Below are 17,806 nucleotides of genomic sequence, written 5' to 3'. Positions count from 1 at the left end.
ATGTTTGATTACGAAATCTTGCGACTCATCTGGTGGGTACTAATCGGTGTTCTACTAGTTGGTTTTGCAGTAACAGACGGTTTCGATATGGGTGTAGGCGCGCTTGTACCTATTATCGGTAAAAACGACACGCAACGTCGCGTCATGATTAACTCAATAGCCCCTCACTGGGATGGTAACCAAGTTTGGCTTATCACTGCTGGTGGTGCATTGTTTGCAGCTTGGCCTTTGGTTTATGCAACGTCATTTTCAGGCTTCTACTTAGCGATGATTTTGACACTAGCAGCGCTATGGCTTCGTCCTCTGGGCCTAGACTACCGCTCTAAAATCGAAGATCCAAAGTGGCGTAATACCTGGGATATCTGTATCTCAATCAGTGGTTTTGTTCCACCAATCATCTTTGGTGTAGCGTTTGGCAACCTACTACAGGGTGTACCATTCCAATTGAGTGAGTTCTTGATGCCAACATACCATGGCTCATTCTTTGGTCTTCTAAACCCATTTGCACTGCTGTGTGGCTTAGTTAGTTTGTTCATGATTTTGATGCAAGGTTCGACTTGGCTACAAATGAAAACAACGGGCGAAGTGCATGTGCGTGCTCGCAACGTTGCTCAGTTGGCTGGTTTACTGACGGTTGCAGCGTTTGTAGCTGCGGGCTTCTGGATCCAAAATATTGATGGTTACGTCATTGTTGGCGGTATCGACACTAATGCAGCTTCTAACCCTCTAAACAAAGAGGTAATCCGTGAAGCTGGTGCGTGGATGAAGAATTTTGAAAACTACCCACTACTATGGGCTGCTCCTGTACTAGGTGTCGCAATGCCGCTTCTTGCCGTATTGGCATCTCGTCTTGAAAAATGTGCGATTTCGTTCATTACTTCAAGCTTGGGTGTTGCTGGCGTTATCTTTACTGCAGGTTTTGCGATGTTCCCATTCATCATGCCTTCAGACTTAATGCCAAGCCACAGCTTAACAATGTGGGATGCAACGTCATCTGAACTGACTCTGAACCTAATGACAGGCGTTGCGTTTGTTATGGTGCCAATCATCCTTGGTTACACGTCTTGGACTTACTACAAGATGTTTGGTCGCCTTGATGATCAGTACATTGAAGACAACAAAAACTCACTTTACTAAGGAGCATTTACTATGTGGTATTTCGCATGGATTCTAGGTGTACTACTTGCTTGTGCATTCGGTATCATAAACGCTCTTTGGTTAGAGCACTCAGAAATGATGGACAAAGACAGTGAGTAATCTCGCTGATAAGGTAGCGCAACTTCACGCTCCGATGGATAAGACTCTGTTAAGAGTCTTATCTCTCATCCTTGGCTTTATGCATGTAGGATTGGTGATGTGGGATCCTGAAGCTTACCATCAAGCAATTGGTGGTTTTAACTCAATCATCGCACCAGCACTGATTTGGTCTGTATGCTCAAGCATGGTTTACGGTGTGGGCTTCAAACCGAGAAACTGGTACTGGCAAGTTTTGTTTAGTCCCTATTTTTCGTTAGCTATCTTAATTTATTTAACGGCACTTTATTTCTTTTAGGCTGAAATACGCTGTAATAAAGTCGGTTACTAAATCATCGAATAAAAGCTAGGTATTTCGCCTGGCTTTTATTTTTTCTACAAATTTCAAAAATATTCCCTTAGCTCGGTACCAATTGCTGTCGCTTCAGTTATAGTAATTACTTTAAAGAATTGAATATATTGGGACTCCCTTGCAAGGCACATCAAATCTCTTTCGCTGGCCGATCACCGTGTACTATGAAGACACCGATGCGGGCGGCGTTGTATATCATTCTAATTATCTAAAATTCTTTGAGCGCGCGCGAACAGAGATGTTACGTGCTAAAGGCATTTCTCAACATGTGTTATTGGAACAAAATATCGGCTTTGTTGTCCGACACATGGATATTGATTTCAACCAAGGGGCAAGGCTGGACGAGCATTTGACAGTATTAACCCGAGTGTCAGAAATAAAACGTGCTTCCCTGCAATTCTGTCAAGAGTTGGTCAATGATCAAGGCAAGATATTGTGCAAGGCCTCTGTTAAGGTAGCATGTATCGATAATAAGAAAATGAAACCAATAGCTATTCCAACCTTTATAAATTCGGAGCTAACAAATAGTGACTGCTGATATTTCCATTTTAGATCTCTTTCTTCAGGCCAGTCTGTTGGTAAAGCTTGTGATGCTGACGTTGCTTGGCATGTCAATTGTGTCATGGGCAATGATCATCAAGCGCAGCAAAGTGCTTTCTCAAGCGTCAAAGAATGCAGAGCAGTTTGAAGACAAATTCTGGTCGGGTACTGATCTTTCTCAGCTTTACCAAAAAGTAAAAGCGCGTAAAGACGAAATTGAAGGCACAGAAGAAATTTTTTACGCAGGTTTCACGGAGTTTGCTCGTCTACGTAAGAGCAACGCAAACTCACCAGCGTACATCATGGAAGGCACTGGCCGCGCAATGCGCGTTGCTGTCTCTCGTGAAGTTGATGAGCTTGAAACAAGCTTACCATTCTTAGCGACAGTCGGTTCTATCAGTCCTTACATCGGCTTATTTGGTACCGTTTGGGGCATCATGCACGCTTTTATTGCGTTGGGAGAAGTAAAACAAGCTACGTTGTCTATGGTTGCACCGGGTATCGCCGAGGCATTGATCGCGACAGCGATGGGTCTATTTGCGGCTATCCCGGCTGTAATGGCCTACAACCGCCTAAGCAATAAAGTGAGTAAACTAGAGCACACTTACGCAACATTTTCTGAAGAATTCCACAGCATCCTTCATCGTCAAGCGATGGCTGGCCGAGACAGCGCGGATAAGGAATAAAGCATGGCGGGTTATCAACCTAAAAAGCGAAAAATGACAGCGGAGATCAACGTTGTTCCGTACATTGACGTAATGCTCGTACTGTTGATCATTTTTATGGCGACCGCTCCATTTGTGACTCAAGGCGTCGATGTTGATCTTCCGAAAACATCGACCGCTGAATCTATGCAAGACCTTGCTGGCGAAACTGACAGTAGTTTTATCATCATCGAAATTGATAGCGAGGGTAATTTAGGCCTAAGCGTAAATGATGAAGAAGTTCAGCGAGGTTTGTCGTTGCAAGATGTTATTGTGCGAGTGAAAGCGGAGCGAGAGGTTAAGCCAGATTCACCAGTTGCGGTAGGTGGCGACGCGGCAACACCATATGCCGATGTTGTGCTATTGCTGGATGAACTAAGTCGAGCTGGTATCCCTAAGGTAGGTCTAATGACCGATATCAGGGAATAGACATCAATTATCTATGAAAGATCACAAGAAGAAACCCAACCAATACGCCAAACCGATAGCAATATCGGTTGGTTTGCATGCAATTCTAGTTGCAGCCCTGCTTTGGGGGACGGACTTCAACATGTCTAAACCAGAGCCTACAGGGCAAATGGTTCAAGCTGTTGTCATCGATCCAAAACTTGTGCAGCAACAAGCGAAAGAAATTCGCCAGCAACGCGAAAAGGCAGCAAAAAAAGAACAAGAGCGTCTTGATAAATTGAGACGCGAAGCAGAGCAGCTAGAAAAAAACCGTAAAGCTGAAGAAGAGCAAATTCGCAAGTTGAAAGAACAGCAAGCGAAAGATGCTCAAGCGGCACGAGAAGCAGAAGCTGCACGTAAGAAAAAAGAGCAAGAGCGCAAGCAGGAAGAAGAACGCGTTCGCAAAGAAAAAGAGCGAGCTGCTAAGCTAGAAAAAGAGCGTAAGGCAAAAGAAGCCGCTGTGCGTAAAGCTGAGCAGGAGCGTTTAGCGAAAGAAGCCGCTATAGCAAAAGCTGAGCAAGAACGTCTAGCTCGTGAAAAGGCAGCAAAAGAAGCGGAAGAAAAAGCACGTCGTGAGCGTGAAGCCGCTGAAAAAGCTGAAAAAGAGCGCATTGCAAAAGAGAAAGCGGCAAAAGAAGCGGCAGAGCGAGAGCGCAAAGCGAGAGAAGCTGCAGAACGTGCGGAGCGCGAGCGTAAAGCGCAAGAAGCCGCGCTAGATGATATTTTTGCGGGCCTTGAGAGTGAGTCAGAACAGAATCAGCAAGCTAAAAATCAACATGTGCAATCTGAAGTCGACCGCTACGGTGCAATTTACAAACAATTGATAGAGAGTCGTATCATTAAGGACGATTATCTTGTGGGAAAGTCGTGTAGGCTTAATGTGAAGCTAGTTCCTACTGGGACTGATGGTATTGTAAGTAATGTTACTGTGTTAAACGGTGACTCTCGTCTTTGTAGTGCAGCTAAAAGTGCAGTTGCCCAAGTTGGTAACTTTCCGATGCCTAAAGACCGAGATGTTATTGATAAAGTTAGAGATATCAACTTAACCGTTGAGTACTAGAATAAGGAATAAGACGTGATTAGACGCCTTTTACTAGGAATGTTTGTACTGTTTAGCAGTATGACAAATGTGGCGAATGCCGCATTAGAGTTGGTCATTACCGATGGTATTGATTCAGCACGACCAATTGCTGTTGTTCCGTTTAAGTGGGAGGGTACTCAAGCGCTTCCAACGGATATTTCTGCTGTTATTGCCTCGGATTTGCAACGCAGTGGTAAGTTCAGCCCCGTTCCAACGAGCAAGATGCCACAAACTCCGTTCAGTGAATCAGAAGTCAATTTTGACGCCTGGACTAATTTAGGTGTAGATGCTCTGCTGACTGGCTCAATCAAACAAAATGCTCAAGGTGATTACGTTATCAACTACCAACTTGTTGATATTGTGCGTGGCCAGTTAACGGGCGGGAAAAGTAAAGCGCTTGGTAGCGATGGCGAATTAGTATTGTCAAAAGATCACGTGCTGTTCAATAAGGTCGCGACCGTTCAAGGCCCTCGCATGCGTGAGTACGCTCACCGTATCTCTGATTTGGTGTATGAGCAGTTAACGGGTGACCGTGGTGCCTTCATGACCCGTATTGCATACGTGGTGGTGAATGATAAAGACCGTTTCCCTTACCAACTTCGTGTGGCTGATTACGATGGCTACAACGAGCGCTTGGTTTTACGTTCTAAGCAACCATTAATGTCACCAGCATGGTCGCCAGATGGTAAAAAGCTTGCGTATGTTAGCTTCCAAAATGGTCAAGCAGAAATCTTTATCATGAACATCTACACCGGTGAGCGTGAGAAGATTACTTCATACCCACGTCATAATGGTGCGCCAAGATTTTCGCCTGATGGCAACAAGTTAGCGATTGTTCTCTCTAAGACAGGCTCGCTTCATGTTTATACATTTGACCTTAACACTCGTAAGCTGACGCAAATTACGCGTGGCAGATCAAATAATACGGAACCGTTCTGGCATCCGGATGGAAAATCGTTGATTTTCACATCGGATAGGGGTGGTAAACCACAGATTTATCAAGTAAATTTGGGCAGCGGTTCTATTGACCGTTTGACTTGGCAAGGCAGCCAAAATTTGGGTGGCCAGATTACTCCTGATGGGCGATTCCTAGTAATGGTGAACCGCAGCAACGCAGGATTTAACTTGGCGAAACAAGATTTGGAAACTGGTGCTCTTCAAGTCTTAACTAAGACCTTGCTTGATGAGTCTCCTAGTATTGCCCCAAACGGTGGCATGGTTGTGTATAGCTCGATTTACAACAAGAAAAACGTACTATCGATGGTGTCAATTGATGGTCGATTCAAAGCTAGATTACCGGCAACAAATGGGCGTGTTAGAGCGCCTGCATGGTCACCGTTTTTGTAGTAATAAGTTTGATTAATAAAGGAAAATAAGATGCAACTGAACAAGGTTCTAAAAGGGCTACTAATCGCGCTTCCTGTAATGGCTGTTACAGCGTGTAGTTCAAGCGACAACGCTGCTTCTAACACTGGTGCAGCAACAAACAACAATGGCGCAGTTGAAACAACAGTAGCTACGCCAATTGATCAAAGCGGTCAGCTAACAGAGCAAGAGCTAAAAGAGCAAGCGCTACGTGAAACTCAAACAATCTACTTTGCTTTTGATAACTCAACAATTGCAGCAGATTACGAAGAGATGCTTGCAGCTCATGCTTCTTACTTAAGCAAGAACCCAGCTCTTAACGTAACTATCGAAGGTCACGCTGATGAGCGTGGTACTCCTGAGTACAACATCGCTCTTGGTGAGCGTCGTGCACAAGCAGTAGCGAACTACCTGCAAGCACTAGGTGTTCAAGCTGACCAAATCTCAATCGTTAGCTACGGTGAAGAGAAGCCACTTCTTCTAGGTCAATCAGATGAAGTTTACGCTAAGAACCGTCGCGCGGTTCTAGTATACTAATTCGAGGTAATCCTCATGTTCAGTAACACTAAGCGCGCTGTTGCGCTTACGTTACTGGCAAGTGCAGCGAACTTTGCGTTCGCTGCACCAGCTCCAGTATCCGATCTCAACAGCACATCATCCGTCTCTAAGAGCCGTTCATCTGAAACGGAAGTAGAGCGTCTAGAGCGCTTACTACAAAACCGCAATCGCGTTCAGCTCCAAATGCAACAGCAAATTGACCAAATGTCACAAGAGATCAGTGAATTACGTGGTCAATTAGAGCGAAATAGCTACGAAATGAAGCAAATGTTGCAACGTCAACGAGAGTTGTTTGTCGAGCTAGATCGTGTGCGTGGAGAAATCAAATCCTCCGCGCCTGTGCAAGAAGCGAAACCGGCTAAAACAGGTGGTCAGTATACGCCAAATGTTGATGAGCAAACGGCATACCAAAATGCAGTCGACCTCATTCTCAAGAAACGTGACTACACTGGCGCAATTGCAGCGTTCCAGCAGTTCCAGAAAGATTATCCTGACTCCACATACTCAGCGAATTCTCACTATTGGCTAGGCCAATTGTACTTCGCTAAGAAGCAGGACAAAGATGCTGTAAAGAGCTTTGCTGCGGTGGTGTCTTATAAAGACTCCAATAAGCGAGCCGATGCTTTGCTCAAGTTAGGTGAAATCGCTGAGCGTAATAACAATGCAGCTCAAGCGAAAAAGTACTACCAACAAGTGGTTGATGAATACCCAGGTAGTGCATCTGCAAAACTTGCCAGCTCTAAGCTGTAAGACGTTATGTTTTAAAAAAGGAAGCTTCGGCTTCCTTTTTCTTTTCCGTTTCTTTATCGGTGGTGATCGAATAAATCGAGAGGAATGGCATCGAGCCTTTTATCCCCATCTTGCAACGGATCCTTTCAATCAGAAATGCTATCTGTAACAAAGATATACGGCTAGATAGCTAGAAATCCCCGCGACAAGTTGGTTTTTGAAAATTAACGAGGTTACAATACTCGGACTAAAGGAAGTTGCGTAGAGCAAGAGCAATGAGCCATATATTAGATAAAATCGACACTGTTTACCCATTCCCACCGAAGCCAGTTCCATTAAGCGAAGAAGAAAAAGCGTCTTACATTGAGCGCATTAAAAAGCTGCTAAAAGAAAAGGATGCGGTACTTATCGCGCACTACTATACCGATCCTGAGATTCAAGCCCTAGCGGAAGAAACGGGTGGTTTTGTTGGTGACTCGTTGGAAATGGCGAAGTTTGGTAATCGTCATCCTGCAAGCACACTGATCATTGGCGGTGTTCGCTTTATGGGCGAGTCGGCCAAAATCCTAACACCAGAAAAGCGAATTCTAATGCCAACGTTGGAAGCGGAATGTTCGCTCGATCTTGGCTGTCCAGCGGATAAGTTCAGTGAGTTCTGTGATGCTCACCCTGATCACACGGTTGTGGTTTATGCAAATACGTCTGCCGCAGTTAAAGCTCGTGCCGATTGGGTCGTTACATCAAGCATTGCGCTTGAAATCGTGGAACACTTAGACGCTGAAGACAAGCCAATCATCTGGGGACCAGACCGTCACCTAGGGTCGTACATCGCTAATAAAACTGGCGCAGACATGCTGCTATGGCAAGGTGAGTGTGTGGTTCATGATGAGTTTTCTGCTGATGCGCTACGCAAAATGAAGAGCGTGTATCCAGATGCGGCTATTTTGGTTCACCCTGAATCACCAGCAAGCGTGGTTGAACTTGCCGATGCCGTTGGCTCAACGAGTCAGCTGATCAAAGCAGCGAAAGCGCTTCCTCACAAACAAATGATCGTTGCGACAGACAAAGGCATTTTCTTTAAAATGCAGCAACTTGTGCCAGAGAAAGAACTTATCGAAGCTCCAACCGCAGGTGCTGGCGCAACATGCCGTAGCTGCGCACACTGCCCTTGGATGGCAATGAACGGTTTGAAAGCTATAGAGAAAGCGCTTAGTGAAGGCGGTGAAGAACACGAGATCTTTGTTGATGAAGAATTGCGTGTTAAATCGCTCATTCCGTTAAATCGTATGTTGGACTTTGCTGAGCAGCTAAATATGCAAGTGAAAGGTAATGCTTAAAAAGTAGGCGTAACTGAAAGTAAATCTCAAAAACCAGCCGAATATGGCTGGTTTTTTTGTGTCTTACTATCAATGAGTTACTATTGATGCAATCAATGAATGTCGAGGTTATAAATTTATGGCGGTGTGGTTAGTAGTTAAAAAGTGGCTTAGTTCACACCTTTTTAAATTGAGCAACCGAAGTCTTCTCATCTTTAGTGGCTTATATGTGAGCGTTTCTTGGGGGTTGCTCATTCTCGCTGGTGAAACCGCATTAACAGACAGCTTCTCTAACTTTATCTATTACCTTATGGTTACGGCGAGTACGGTTGGCTATGGCGATTATTCTCCAGTGACAGATTTGGGTAAATGGGTTGTTGTACTGTTTGTGATCCCAGGCGGCTTGAGCCTATTCGCTGCATTATTGGGACGTGTCGCTGGAGCAGCGATGGATTACTGGCGAGCGGGTATTTTAGGAAAACGGAGAGTAAGAGTGGAAAACCATATTGTATTGTTGGGTTGGAATGGATCGAGAACGATGCACCTTATTCGCATGTTACAACATGAAGAAGAGGGGAAGCGTCCGATTGTTTTGTGCAGCCGTTCAGAAATAGAAAACCCGTTACCAGGCGAGATCAGTTTTATCAAAGTGACCAGCTACACGGATTCACAAGAGATGAAAAACGCCAATATTGCTGAAGCAGCTTGCGTTATTGTTGATAACCTCTCGGACGATATCACGCTGTCAGCCGCGCTGTACTGTGCTTCTGTGAATCCTTCCGCACATTTGGTCGCTTACTTTAAAGATGAGGCGTTAGGCCGTCTTTTAAGTCAACACTGTCCTAAAGCGGAATGCATACCTGCTGTTGGCGCAGAAATGTTGGCAAAAGCGGCGGTAGATCCAGGCTCAAGTGCACTTCACCAAGAGCTATTAGCTTCAACACGAGGCATGACTCAATACTCGGTTATTTATCCTGAAAGGCTGCCAGTAACTACTGTTGAGAGTCTCTTTGTTTTTCTCAAAAGACGTCATCATGCCACGCTAATTGCTTTTGACATTGGCCATGGTATCCAACTCAACCCAGATTTAGATGCAGAAGTACCACCGAGTACCAAGCTGTTTTACATTGCAGATGAACGTATTGAAGATTTTGCATGGAAAGAAATGAACAAGGAACAATAATGCACATGATTGCTGACCTGTTAGCAGGTTTTCCCAACTTTTTACTCTATTTTTCTGTTTCTATTATTTTCGTTTTGGCGTTTAAGTTCATTTACGTCAAGCTTACGCCTTACGATGAATGGCACCTGATCAAAGAAAAGCAAAATACAGCGGCAGCGATTGCACTAAGTGGTGCATTTCTTGGTTATTGTATTGCGATTTCGGGGGCGGCAAAAAACTCAGTCAACATTGTCGATTTTATGGTGTGGGGCGTTGTTGCAATGCTGGCGCAGATCATTGCATTTGCGATTGTACGTTTTGTTTTACTTCCAAAAGTGACTGAGCGTATCGAAAAAGATGAGCTGCCTGCCGGTATTGTATTAGCGGCTGTTTCTATATCGGTCGGTGTATTAAATGCCGCTTGTATGACGTACTAGGAGGAACGATGAAGCGGAGTTCTAACGTTAAACGTTCTTCCATGGACAAAAGTTTAAAGCTTGGGAAAATTATTCCCTTTGCTGCTTTTGGCGGTATTTTCTTCTTTGCGACACAAGAATCGAAAACCGAAGGCTACATTTTTTCTGACGCTGATGAATGCAAATCAAACTCGCCAGAGTTCAGTGAGCAGTGCGATATTGCTTATCAAGAAGCTTTGGCTCGAGCCGAACGAAATGCCCCTCGCTACAACAATGAGTTCGAATGTAAAAATGACTTTTACGAAGACGATTGTTACTACAGTTCCAGTTCCCGATCTTATGTGCCTCACTTTGGGGGCTTCTTTTACAGTCGCGCACTGAGCGGTTTGAAAGGTTACAACAAGAGCTATTACTCTGAACCAATGTATCGCTATAAATCCAAATTCTATAATGGTGCCGGACAATTTTTTGGTTCCTATCGTAATCAGCCGACGAAGGTTGCGACCAGTAACCTAAATAAACGTGGTGGCGGAACTATTGGTAGAGCAATGTCTCGAGGCGGGTTTGGTAAAGCGGTATCGGTCAGCCGAGGCGGTTAATAAGCACTATGTTTCGACGAGAAATACAAGAACGAGAAAACTGGCGTGAGTTAGCACGCCAGTTTGGTTTTGGCTTCCATTCCATGTATGACCAACCGTATTGGGATGAGAGTGCTTACTATCAATTCACGCTTGAGCAAATAGAGAACGATATTGAAGCGCCCACTGAAGAGCTGCATCAGATGTGTCTGGCTATTGTGGACGAGGTGGTTCGTAGTGAGCGGTTGCTGACGCAATGTGCGATCCCTGAATTTATGTGGGAGCAGGTCGCTTCTTCGTGGCACCGAAATGAACCCTCGCTCTATTCGCGTCTGGATTTTGCATACAACGGAACTTCGCCAGCTAAGTTACTGGAAAACAATGCGGATACGCCGACCAGCCTGTTTGAAACGGGTTTTTGGCAGTGGGTGTGGTTAGAGGATGTTGTAAATAAAGGTCTAATTCACCAGAGCGCGGATCAATTCAACATTCTTCAAGACTTTTTGATTGAGCGTTTTTCCGAGATAGCCAAATATCAACCCGGGCAAACCCTTCACTTTAGCTGCTGCAAGTACACTGAAGAAGATAAAGGGACTGTCCAGTATTTAGAAGATTGCGCGCGCGAAGCTGGGTTAGCGACGGCGTTTGTTTATGTCGAAGATATTGGTGCGACGGAAGATGGTCTGTTTGTGGATGCAGATGACAGAGCGATTCGTTGGATGTTCAAGCTTTATCCGTGGGAGTTTATGTTTGAAGAGGAATATGCGAAATACCTAGCGACCGCGAAAGTGAATTGGTTAGAACCCATGTGGAAGTCGATTCTATCCAACAAAGCACTTTTACCGTTATTGTGGGAGCGCTTTCCGAATCATCCTAATCTTTTACCTGCCTATTTTGCTAACGATTCAAAAGCGAACACTTTGAAAGACTATGTAATCAAACCACTATTCTCTCGAGAAGGCGCGAATATTGAGATCGTCAAAGGTGGGAAACACATACTCAAAACAGCAGGGCCTTATGAATCTAAATTCAATATCGTCCAGCAGTATCATCCGTTACCCAAGTTTGGGCAAAGCCATACATTAATTGGCAGCTGGTTAGTCAACGATAGAGCCGCTGGGATTTCGATTCGGGAAGACACTAGCTTAGTCACGCAAGATATGGCGCGATATATTCCACATGTGATTTTAACATGATCAAAAAAGCTCTCCATCCAGAGAGCTTTTGTCTATTCAGCGGTTCAATCTTGATGGTCGACAGCGTTGTGTCTTATTGTTCTTCAGCTAATGCAACACCGCGCTGAGTAAGACCACATAGCATCACTGGCATGGCATTGAAGATCTCTTCAAACTGTTCTAAGCCTTCCATGCCTTGTTCTGCCAACGTTTCAATGGTCGTTTCTGGATCGTAAAGCATCGTAAGAGAAAGCAAAACACCGCCGAGCAGAGCATTATCTTCGCTGTCCTCTGGCATTAGCGTTTCCCAGTCATCACGAGCAAGTTGCCAACCTTGTAATACACCTTCACAGAAATCACGGGTCTGGCTTGTTACAATATCTTGTTCATCTAACGCGCATCCTTCAGGCCACTGCCAAGATCCTTCTAGAAGAGCAGGACGAGTTTGGTTCCACATTTGTACAATCTCATCAATGTATTGCTCTAATTGCTCACCGTCAGTAAATGGCGCTGTTTCTTCACCACCCCATAAGAATGGCAACCACTCTTGAGGCATTAATACGTTTGGCGCTGCAGCCATCGCTGTTACAAAGCCTTGAGTTTTTGCTAGGTTTAGTAGTTTACCGTCAAGTTCTGGGAGAGAAAGGATGTCTTGTAGTTTCAAAATAGAATACCATTTGTTAATGGGCTGGTTGATTGCGCTCATCTTACCAATCAATTTGTGATAAATCGATATTAGGGAATGATTCACAGACATCTATGGAAATTCGCTCATCACTTAGAAAAAAAAGCATTCTCGCCCTGACACTGTACCTGTGTTTCTTTATCGCAACGATTGGTTCTGTTGCCTATTTGGTTGTCGAGCCTCCGGTTAGGCAAAAGCTAGAGCAAAACCTAGAGTTACGCACCCAACTCCTTGCTCTAGAGATTAAAGAGCCTCTCCTTAGCTCTACCGGTGTATTGAGTAGCCTTGCAGGACTCGCCCAGGGGACTGAAAATATTCAATCTCTCAACACGACAATTCCGCATATTCTCCAATTGAGTGATGAGATGCTCGTCGGTGGTGGCGTATGGCCTAAACCAGAACTCAAAGCTGAACAATGGCGATATAAAAGCCTATTCTTCAATAAAAACAGTGATGGCGGTATTGACCAAATTCACTCCTACAATAATCCTGAATCTGGCGGTTATGACAATGAACCATGGTATAAGGCAGCAGCTGACGCGCCAGTTGGTTCTGTGAGTTGGTCTACGGTTTATATCGACACTTTTACTCAGGTTCAGATGATTACTGCGTCTTCCCCATATTATCAAAACGGTCAATTCGCTGGCGTTGTAACGGTAGACTTATCACTTGATGCACTTTTTCAGTTTATTCGAGAGCACACTAACCAGCATTCTTTAGGTGTGGTGGTTCGCGATGCTGACTCGAACGTGATTATTGAGCACAACTTCCAACTAACAGACGAAATTTATGTCAGTGAGCTTGATTTTGGAGAGTTTGATTGGCGGATGGAAGTTGTCAACGCGAAAGTTAAAGTAGCTGATCAAGTGTTTGAACAAGTCATGAGTGTTGAGGGGAGAATCATTCCATTCTTACTCTTGTGTGTACTGGTCGGGTATTACTTGCTGAATCGTTACATTGTCGAACCGATTGTCCGTATTGCGGCTAAGATTGATGACTCGAAAACTGGCGGGATCATAGACATTGACTACGATAGCGAAGATGAAATTGGACAGCTCATCGAGAAGTTCAATGAAAAAACCATCTATCTAGAGCAAGAGAGAATAAAAGCCCAGGCTTCGACGAACGCTAAAACGGCATTTTTAGCCACATTATCCCATGAGATTCGTACGCCAATGAACGGTGTATTAGGAACCGCTCAGATATTGTTAAAAACGCCACTCACCGATGATCAACGTAAGCACCTGAGAACACTTTATGACTCAGGTGATCATATGATGACGTTACTTAATGAGATTTTAGATTACTCAAAAATTGAGCAAGGACATGTTGAATTCGAAAATACGCCTTTCCCAATTGAGTCGATCATCGGCAGCATAAAAAGTGTTTATCAAACACTATGTGCAGAAAAAGGCCTTCGTTTTAGAGTCGTGTCTCATTTACCAACAGGGCGCTGGTACAACAATGACAAAGCCCGTCTGCGCCAAGTATTGTTTAACCTACTAAACAACGCTGTCAAGTTCACCGACCGAGGCATCGTAGAAGTAGAGCTGACCGAGAAATCGAGCAAGGCAGATACCAAGCTTATTCTCGCGGTGAAAGATACGGGTATCGGTATTTCTCAAGAAGCGCAAAAACGCATTTTCCGTCCTTTTGAACAAGCGGAGTCCTCGACGACGAGGCGGTTTGGTGGGACAGGGCTTGGTTTAGCGATAGTAAAAGAAATTGCCGAGCATATGGGAGGGCATGTGATTGTGCAGAGTCAAGAGAATGTCGGGACAACCTTTACCGTCGAGATCGCGCTTACGCCTTGTGAGCCTGGGAAAGTGGAAGCAGTCAATGCACATAAGCTGAATTGCAAAGGTTTGAAAGCGCTCATTGTCGAAGACAACCGAACAAATGCGATCATTATGGAAACTTTCCTAAGAGCCAAAGGCTTTGAGTGCACAAGTGCTGAAAATGGTCAGCTTGCCGTCGATGAGGTGGCCGTTCAGTCATTTGATTTGATATTAATGGACAATCATATGCCTGTTCTTGATGGTGTTGGGGCGATATCAGCCATTCGAGCGATGAGTTCGCCTGTAAAGTCGGTACTGATCTTTGGCTGCACAGCGGATGTATTCAAAGAAACACAAGAGCGCATGATAAATGTAGGAGCCGACCACATAATTGCGAAACCAATTGTGGAGTCTGAATTAAATGATGCGTTGTATCTCCATGCAGCACGGTTATACCAATACCAGTCGGACTTTGGTGATAATACAACGGATATCCTTGATGCGGAAAAGTGGCTACTAAACTTCTATGTTGCTCTAGATAATGGTCATCTCAACGAAGCGTTAGAGGCTATTTCAGCGATTATTGCTCAAGTCACCCCTGATGCTAATAAAGACGTTTCTTTAGTTGCCGAGCGAATAAGGCGTAACTTAAAGCGTCAGCAGTCTCCAAACCAAGATGATATCGACACCTTAACGCTCTTGCTCGCATCATCATAGCTTAATCCATATAGCGCGATTCAATGCAATCATGAATTGTCTTTACTCTTCATACCTAACCTTTAGCTGAATCGTCTATTTTTTCCTTACTTTCAATTAGCTTAGCGCTGCTGTTAGATTCTGTCATAAGAGAAACGGTGCGGCTCTCAGTTGCGATCACATCGGGAATACTCTGAATTTTTACAACTCAGTAGCATAAGTTATTAGAATGATCGTTTATTCCCCGAACTTTATCCTAACCCTCCATCCAAACAATCACTTATCCCACTTTTTGTGTAAGTTAAATCCGTATTTTTCTACCATTTTTACGTCATTTTAGGCGTTTTTAGTTGTTGGTGGTGGTATTTAATTTTAGGGGTTGGTTAATGAAGTCTCGTGGACCATTTTGTATTCGTCACGCCGCAGCGGATACCTTTGCTATGGTTGTTTTTTGCTTTATCACAGGGATGATTGTCGAGATTTTGATTTCAGGGATGACGTTTGAGCAATCTTTAGCATCACGTACACTATCTATTCCAGTGAATATTGCTATTGCTTGGCCGTATGGCGTTTTTCGTGATTGGGTACTACGTCAGGGTAACAAGGTATCGCCGTCTTCATTTATGAAAAACGTATCTGATCTGGTCGCTTATGTGCTATTTCAGTCTCCAGTTTATGCAGGAATTTTATTCGCAGTTGGTGCGTCTACAGACCAAATAGTGACCGCGGTGACAAGTAACGCCATTATTTCTTGCGGTATGGGAGTGTTGTATGGGTACTTCTTGGACATGTGCCGTCGTTGGTTCCGTGTTCCCGGCTATTCTCAAGGCATCTAAATGACCCAGTTTTGCTCAATTTAGTTACTTAGTGAGCAATCGAGTGGGAAAGGGCGCTTTTTTTTATGTTTAGCCTTGACCATCAGGCACATAATCATTAAATTAGCGCCTCGTTAGCCAATGATGCTAACCAAAAATTGATTCGGTGAGTTGTCCGAGTGGCTGAAGGAGCACGCCTGGAAAGTGTGTATACGGCAACGTATCGAGAGTTCGAATCTCTCACTCACCGCCACATTCTATAAGCCCTTGTAGTGTAAGAACTTCTTATAATACAGGGGTTTGGTGTTTTAATGTAAGCTGCCTACTGGTACAAAGAGTAGGTACAATGTCGAACATCATGGCAAGTCCTTATAAGCATCCTAAAACTGGTGTTTACTACTTTAGAATGGCTGTCCCCAAAAAGCTGGTTCCTATAATCGGTAAGACAGTCTTCAAGAAATCTCTTCAAACGAAAAACCTTTCTGAAGCTAAACCACGATTTACTGAGTGTCTATTCGATGCGCAGAAGCAGATCGCCGTTGCTCAGTTAAAACTATCTAATTCATCCAATGTCGAACTCAATGTTAGAGACTGTGCAATCATCGCAGAGCGTTGGTATGAACACGTAAAGAATGAAGTTGATACCTCTGGTAACTACGATCTTTTCCTAAAAAGGGATGTAGATGCGGAAGGCACAGTCCGTGAATTTGGCTTGTCTGATACTTTGTCCATATGTGGCAACGAGGTTGATACTGCTACTCCTGACCAGCTTCAAGAGCTAGCAGATGAACTAAAAGAGTTTATTGTTGCTCAACTAGATAGAGAGGGTTTAGTTGTCTCTTCTCACAGTGAGTCTTTCCGTCAATTAGCAGTAGCTTTCTATCACTACATTCATCGCATCGAAGCGCTATGTAGAGCACGTTACAACCGTGACTATGGCTACGAAGCAGTATCTAATCCTATTGCAGACAAACCTCTGTCAGTTAACCCTTTAGCTAACAAACACCAGCCTAAACGCAAAAAGGCATCTCAATACTCTATATCTAATGTGTTTAAGAGGTATCACCAGTCTGAAACTCTTAAGGACAAAGACGCTAAAGCATTGTATGAGGCAGGCCTTCAGATTGAGCGTCTAATCGAAGTTATCGGAGATCTGGATGTTACTGAAGTAACTCGTGCGCATATCGTTGAGTTTCGAGATACATTGCTTCAGTTACCTAAGTCTAAAATTGCAAGTATCAGGAATAGACCTCTTCTAGAGCAAATTGAACTTGTAAAGATACAAGGTCTAGAGACTTTAAGTGCTACTACGGTGAAGAACTGTCTACGCAAGACCTCTGTTGTGTTTAGCTATGCCGTTGAACTAGGCATCATCGACTCTAATCCACACGTAGGTGTGCGTGTTGCCACAGCGGAGAAGAAAACTGAAGCTAATGAGGGAAAAGGCTACACTGACTCAGAAATGCGTCGACTGTTCCAAGCTGACGTATTTAATGATGTTAATGCTCGTAAACCTTATGGTATGGCTTGTTATTGGGTTCCTTTGTTGTGCAGATATACAGGTGCACGCCTAGAGGAGATGTCTCAACTACATAAGTCAGATGTATCCCAATCAGACTCAGGCATACATTACCTCAATATCCGTCGAGGTGAGGGGCAAAGCGTTAAGAATAACTCTTCACTGAGACACGTACCTATCCCTGCTCATCTGATAGAACTAGGTTTCTTAGATTATGTTGCGGAGTCAGGCGGCTTCTTGTTCCCTGAGCTTAAAGAGAACAAATACGGCAAGAAATCAGCGGCACTCAGTAAGTGGTGGGGTCAAACAGTCAGGTCTCTAGGTATACACACAACCCAACCGGCTCATGCGTTTAGGCATACTTTCAAGACGGCTCTGCGCAGACTGGGTATTGCTGACACTGTTAGTGACGCTATTACTGGTCATACTCCAGCGGGTGTAGGCGGTTCATATGGTACGGTTGAGTTGGAGACGAAGAAAGAAGCTATCGACCGTCTCCCTCGTTTAGCTTTAAGCAGGCTATAAGAACATTACTTAGTTAGAGTTTACAGGTGCTATTGTTTAAACATCTTTTCTGAAAGGTTTTTGTTTAAGTTGTTGTTTTTAAAATATTAAATTTATATCTTTAAGTTTAAA

At 44.1% G+C, this 17,806-nt stretch carries 19 protein-coding genes and 1 tRNA gene; 19 read left to right on the top strand and 1 reads right to left on the bottom strand.

Annotated features, from left to right (window positions below):
- From cydB to NB463_RS14050, 15 genes are all read left to right on the top strand, one after another.
- Entirely contained in the window at positions 1-1,137 is a 1,137-nt protein-coding gene (gene cydB, locus NB463_RS14120) for a cytochrome d ubiquinol oxidase subunit II (protein WP_006742909.1), read from the top strand.
- A 12-nt stretch (positions 1,138-1,149) separates the two neighbouring features.
- The gene (cydX, locus tag NB463_RS14115) at positions 1,150-1,257 is read left to right on the top strand and encodes a cytochrome bd-I oxidase subunit CydX (RefSeq protein WP_000270284.1); all 108 of its coding nucleotides are present in this window, start codon (positions 1,150-1,152) and stop codon (positions 1,255-1,257) included.
- A complete protein-coding gene (ybgE, locus tag NB463_RS14110) occupies positions 1,250-1,552 on the top strand; it encodes a cyd operon protein YbgE (RefSeq protein WP_046874743.1) in 303 nt (100 codons plus the stop codon). Before cydX ends, ybgE begins: the two co-directional genes overlap by 8 nt.
- A gap of 172 nt (positions 1,553-1,724) precedes the next feature.
- Complete coding sequence (gene ybgC, locus NB463_RS14105) at positions 1,725-2,144, top strand: tol-pal system-associated acyl-CoA thioesterase (RefSeq protein WP_012841975.1); 420 nt, start codon at positions 1,725-1,727, stop codon at positions 2,142-2,144.
- Complete coding sequence (gene tolQ / locus NB463_RS14100) at positions 2,134-2,832, top strand: protein TolQ (protein ID WP_005378301.1); 699 nt, start codon at positions 2,134-2,136, stop codon at positions 2,830-2,832. Before ybgC ends, tolQ begins: the two co-directional genes overlap by 11 nt.
- Before the next feature lie 3 nt (positions 2,833-2,835).
- Positions 2,836-3,279 carry an ExbD/TolR family protein gene (locus NB463_RS14095; RefSeq protein ID WP_005378298.1) on the top strand — a complete coding sequence of 148 codons (444 nt, stop codon included), beginning with the start codon at positions 2,836-2,838 and terminating at the stop codon, positions 3,277-3,279.
- 13 nt (positions 3,280-3,292) lie between these two features.
- Complete coding sequence (gene tolA, locus NB463_RS14090) at positions 3,293-4,357, top strand: cell envelope integrity protein TolA (protein WP_258430662.1); 1,065 nt, start codon at positions 3,293-3,295, stop codon at positions 4,355-4,357.
- Positions 4,358-4,372: 15 nt separating this feature from the next.
- Positions 4,373-5,725 (top strand): Tol-Pal system beta propeller repeat protein TolB, encoded by a 1,353-nt coding sequence (gene tolB, locus NB463_RS14085; protein ID WP_005390758.1) that lies wholly within the window; start codon positions 4,373-4,375, stop codon positions 5,723-5,725.
- Between the two features lie 30 nt (positions 5,726-5,755).
- On the top strand, positions 5,756-6,280 hold the full coding sequence (gene pal / locus NB463_RS14080; protein ID WP_258430661.1) for a peptidoglycan-associated lipoprotein Pal: 525 nt from the start codon (positions 5,756-5,758) through the stop codon (positions 6,278-6,280).
- A gap of 15 nt (positions 6,281-6,295) precedes the next feature.
- Positions 6,296-7,051, top strand: a complete 756-nt coding sequence (ybgF, locus tag NB463_RS14075) for a tol-pal system protein YbgF (RefSeq protein ID WP_053807178.1) — start codon at positions 6,296-6,298, stop codon at positions 7,049-7,051.
- Between the two features lie 254 nt (positions 7,052-7,305).
- The gene (gene nadA / locus NB463_RS14070; protein WP_005390762.1) at positions 7,306-8,367 is read left to right on the top strand and encodes a quinolinate synthase NadA; all 1,062 of its coding nucleotides are present in this window, start codon (positions 7,306-7,308) and stop codon (positions 8,365-8,367) included.
- A gap of 118 nt (positions 8,368-8,485) precedes the next feature.
- Positions 8,486-9,529 carry a potassium channel protein gene (locus NB463_RS14065; protein WP_243327128.1) on the top strand — a complete coding sequence of 348 codons (1,044 nt, stop codon included), beginning with the start codon at positions 8,486-8,488 and terminating at the stop codon, positions 9,527-9,529.
- Positions 9,529-9,945 carry a DUF350 domain-containing protein gene (locus NB463_RS14060; RefSeq protein ID WP_005390766.1) on the top strand — a complete coding sequence of 139 codons (417 nt, stop codon included), beginning with the start codon at positions 9,529-9,531 and terminating at the stop codon, positions 9,943-9,945. The genes NB463_RS14065 and NB463_RS14060 overlap by 1 nt, the downstream gene beginning before the upstream one ends.
- Before the next feature lie 8 nt (positions 9,946-9,953).
- Complete coding sequence (locus NB463_RS14055) at positions 9,954-10,523, top strand: DUF1190 domain-containing protein (RefSeq protein ID WP_258430658.1); 570 nt, start codon at positions 9,954-9,956, stop codon at positions 10,521-10,523.
- Between the two features lie 8 nt (positions 10,524-10,531).
- Positions 10,532-11,698 (top strand): glutathionylspermidine synthase family protein, encoded by a 1,167-nt coding sequence (locus tag NB463_RS14050; RefSeq protein ID WP_258430657.1) that lies wholly within the window; start codon positions 10,532-10,534, stop codon positions 11,696-11,698.
- 73 nt (positions 11,699-11,771) lie between these two features.
- On the opposite strand, the gene NB463_RS14045 is transcribed toward NB463_RS14050, so the two are convergent.
- Entirely contained in the window at positions 11,772-12,383 is a 612-nt protein-coding gene (locus tag NB463_RS14045) for a YecA/YgfB family protein (protein ID WP_005390772.1), read from the bottom strand.
- A gap of 53 nt (positions 12,384-12,436) precedes the next feature.
- On the opposite strand from NB463_RS14045, the gene NB463_RS14040 reads away from it, so the two are divergent.
- The 4 genes from NB463_RS14040 (at position 12,437) to NB463_RS14025 (ending at position 17,695) form a co-directional block, all read left to right on the top strand.
- The gene (locus NB463_RS14040; RefSeq protein ID WP_258430656.1) at positions 12,437-14,857 is read left to right on the top strand and encodes an ATP-binding protein; all 2,421 of its coding nucleotides are present in this window, start codon (positions 12,437-12,439) and stop codon (positions 14,855-14,857) included.
- 365 nt (positions 14,858-15,222) lie between these two features.
- Positions 15,223-15,672, top strand: coding sequence for an L-alanine exporter AlaE (locus NB463_RS14035; protein WP_047008566.1), 450 nt, complete (start codon positions 15,223-15,225; stop codon positions 15,670-15,672).
- Between the two features lie 144 nt (positions 15,673-15,816).
- Positions 15,817-15,904: transfer RNA gene (locus NB463_RS14030), tRNA-Ser, on the top strand.
- A gap of 93 nt (positions 15,905-15,997) precedes the next feature.
- Positions 15,998-17,695, top strand: a complete 1,698-nt coding sequence (locus NB463_RS14025; protein WP_005459819.1) for a site-specific integrase — start codon at positions 15,998-16,000, stop codon at positions 17,693-17,695.
- Positions 17,696-17,806 lie beyond the last annotated feature (111 nt).

This window comes from Vibrio sp. RM-41-2B (assembly GCF_024744415.1).
Lineage (GTDB): Bacteria > Pseudomonadota > Gammaproteobacteria > Enterobacterales > Vibrionaceae > Vibrio > Vibrio diabolicus.
This window is presented reverse-complemented; position numbering and strand designations above follow the sequence as displayed.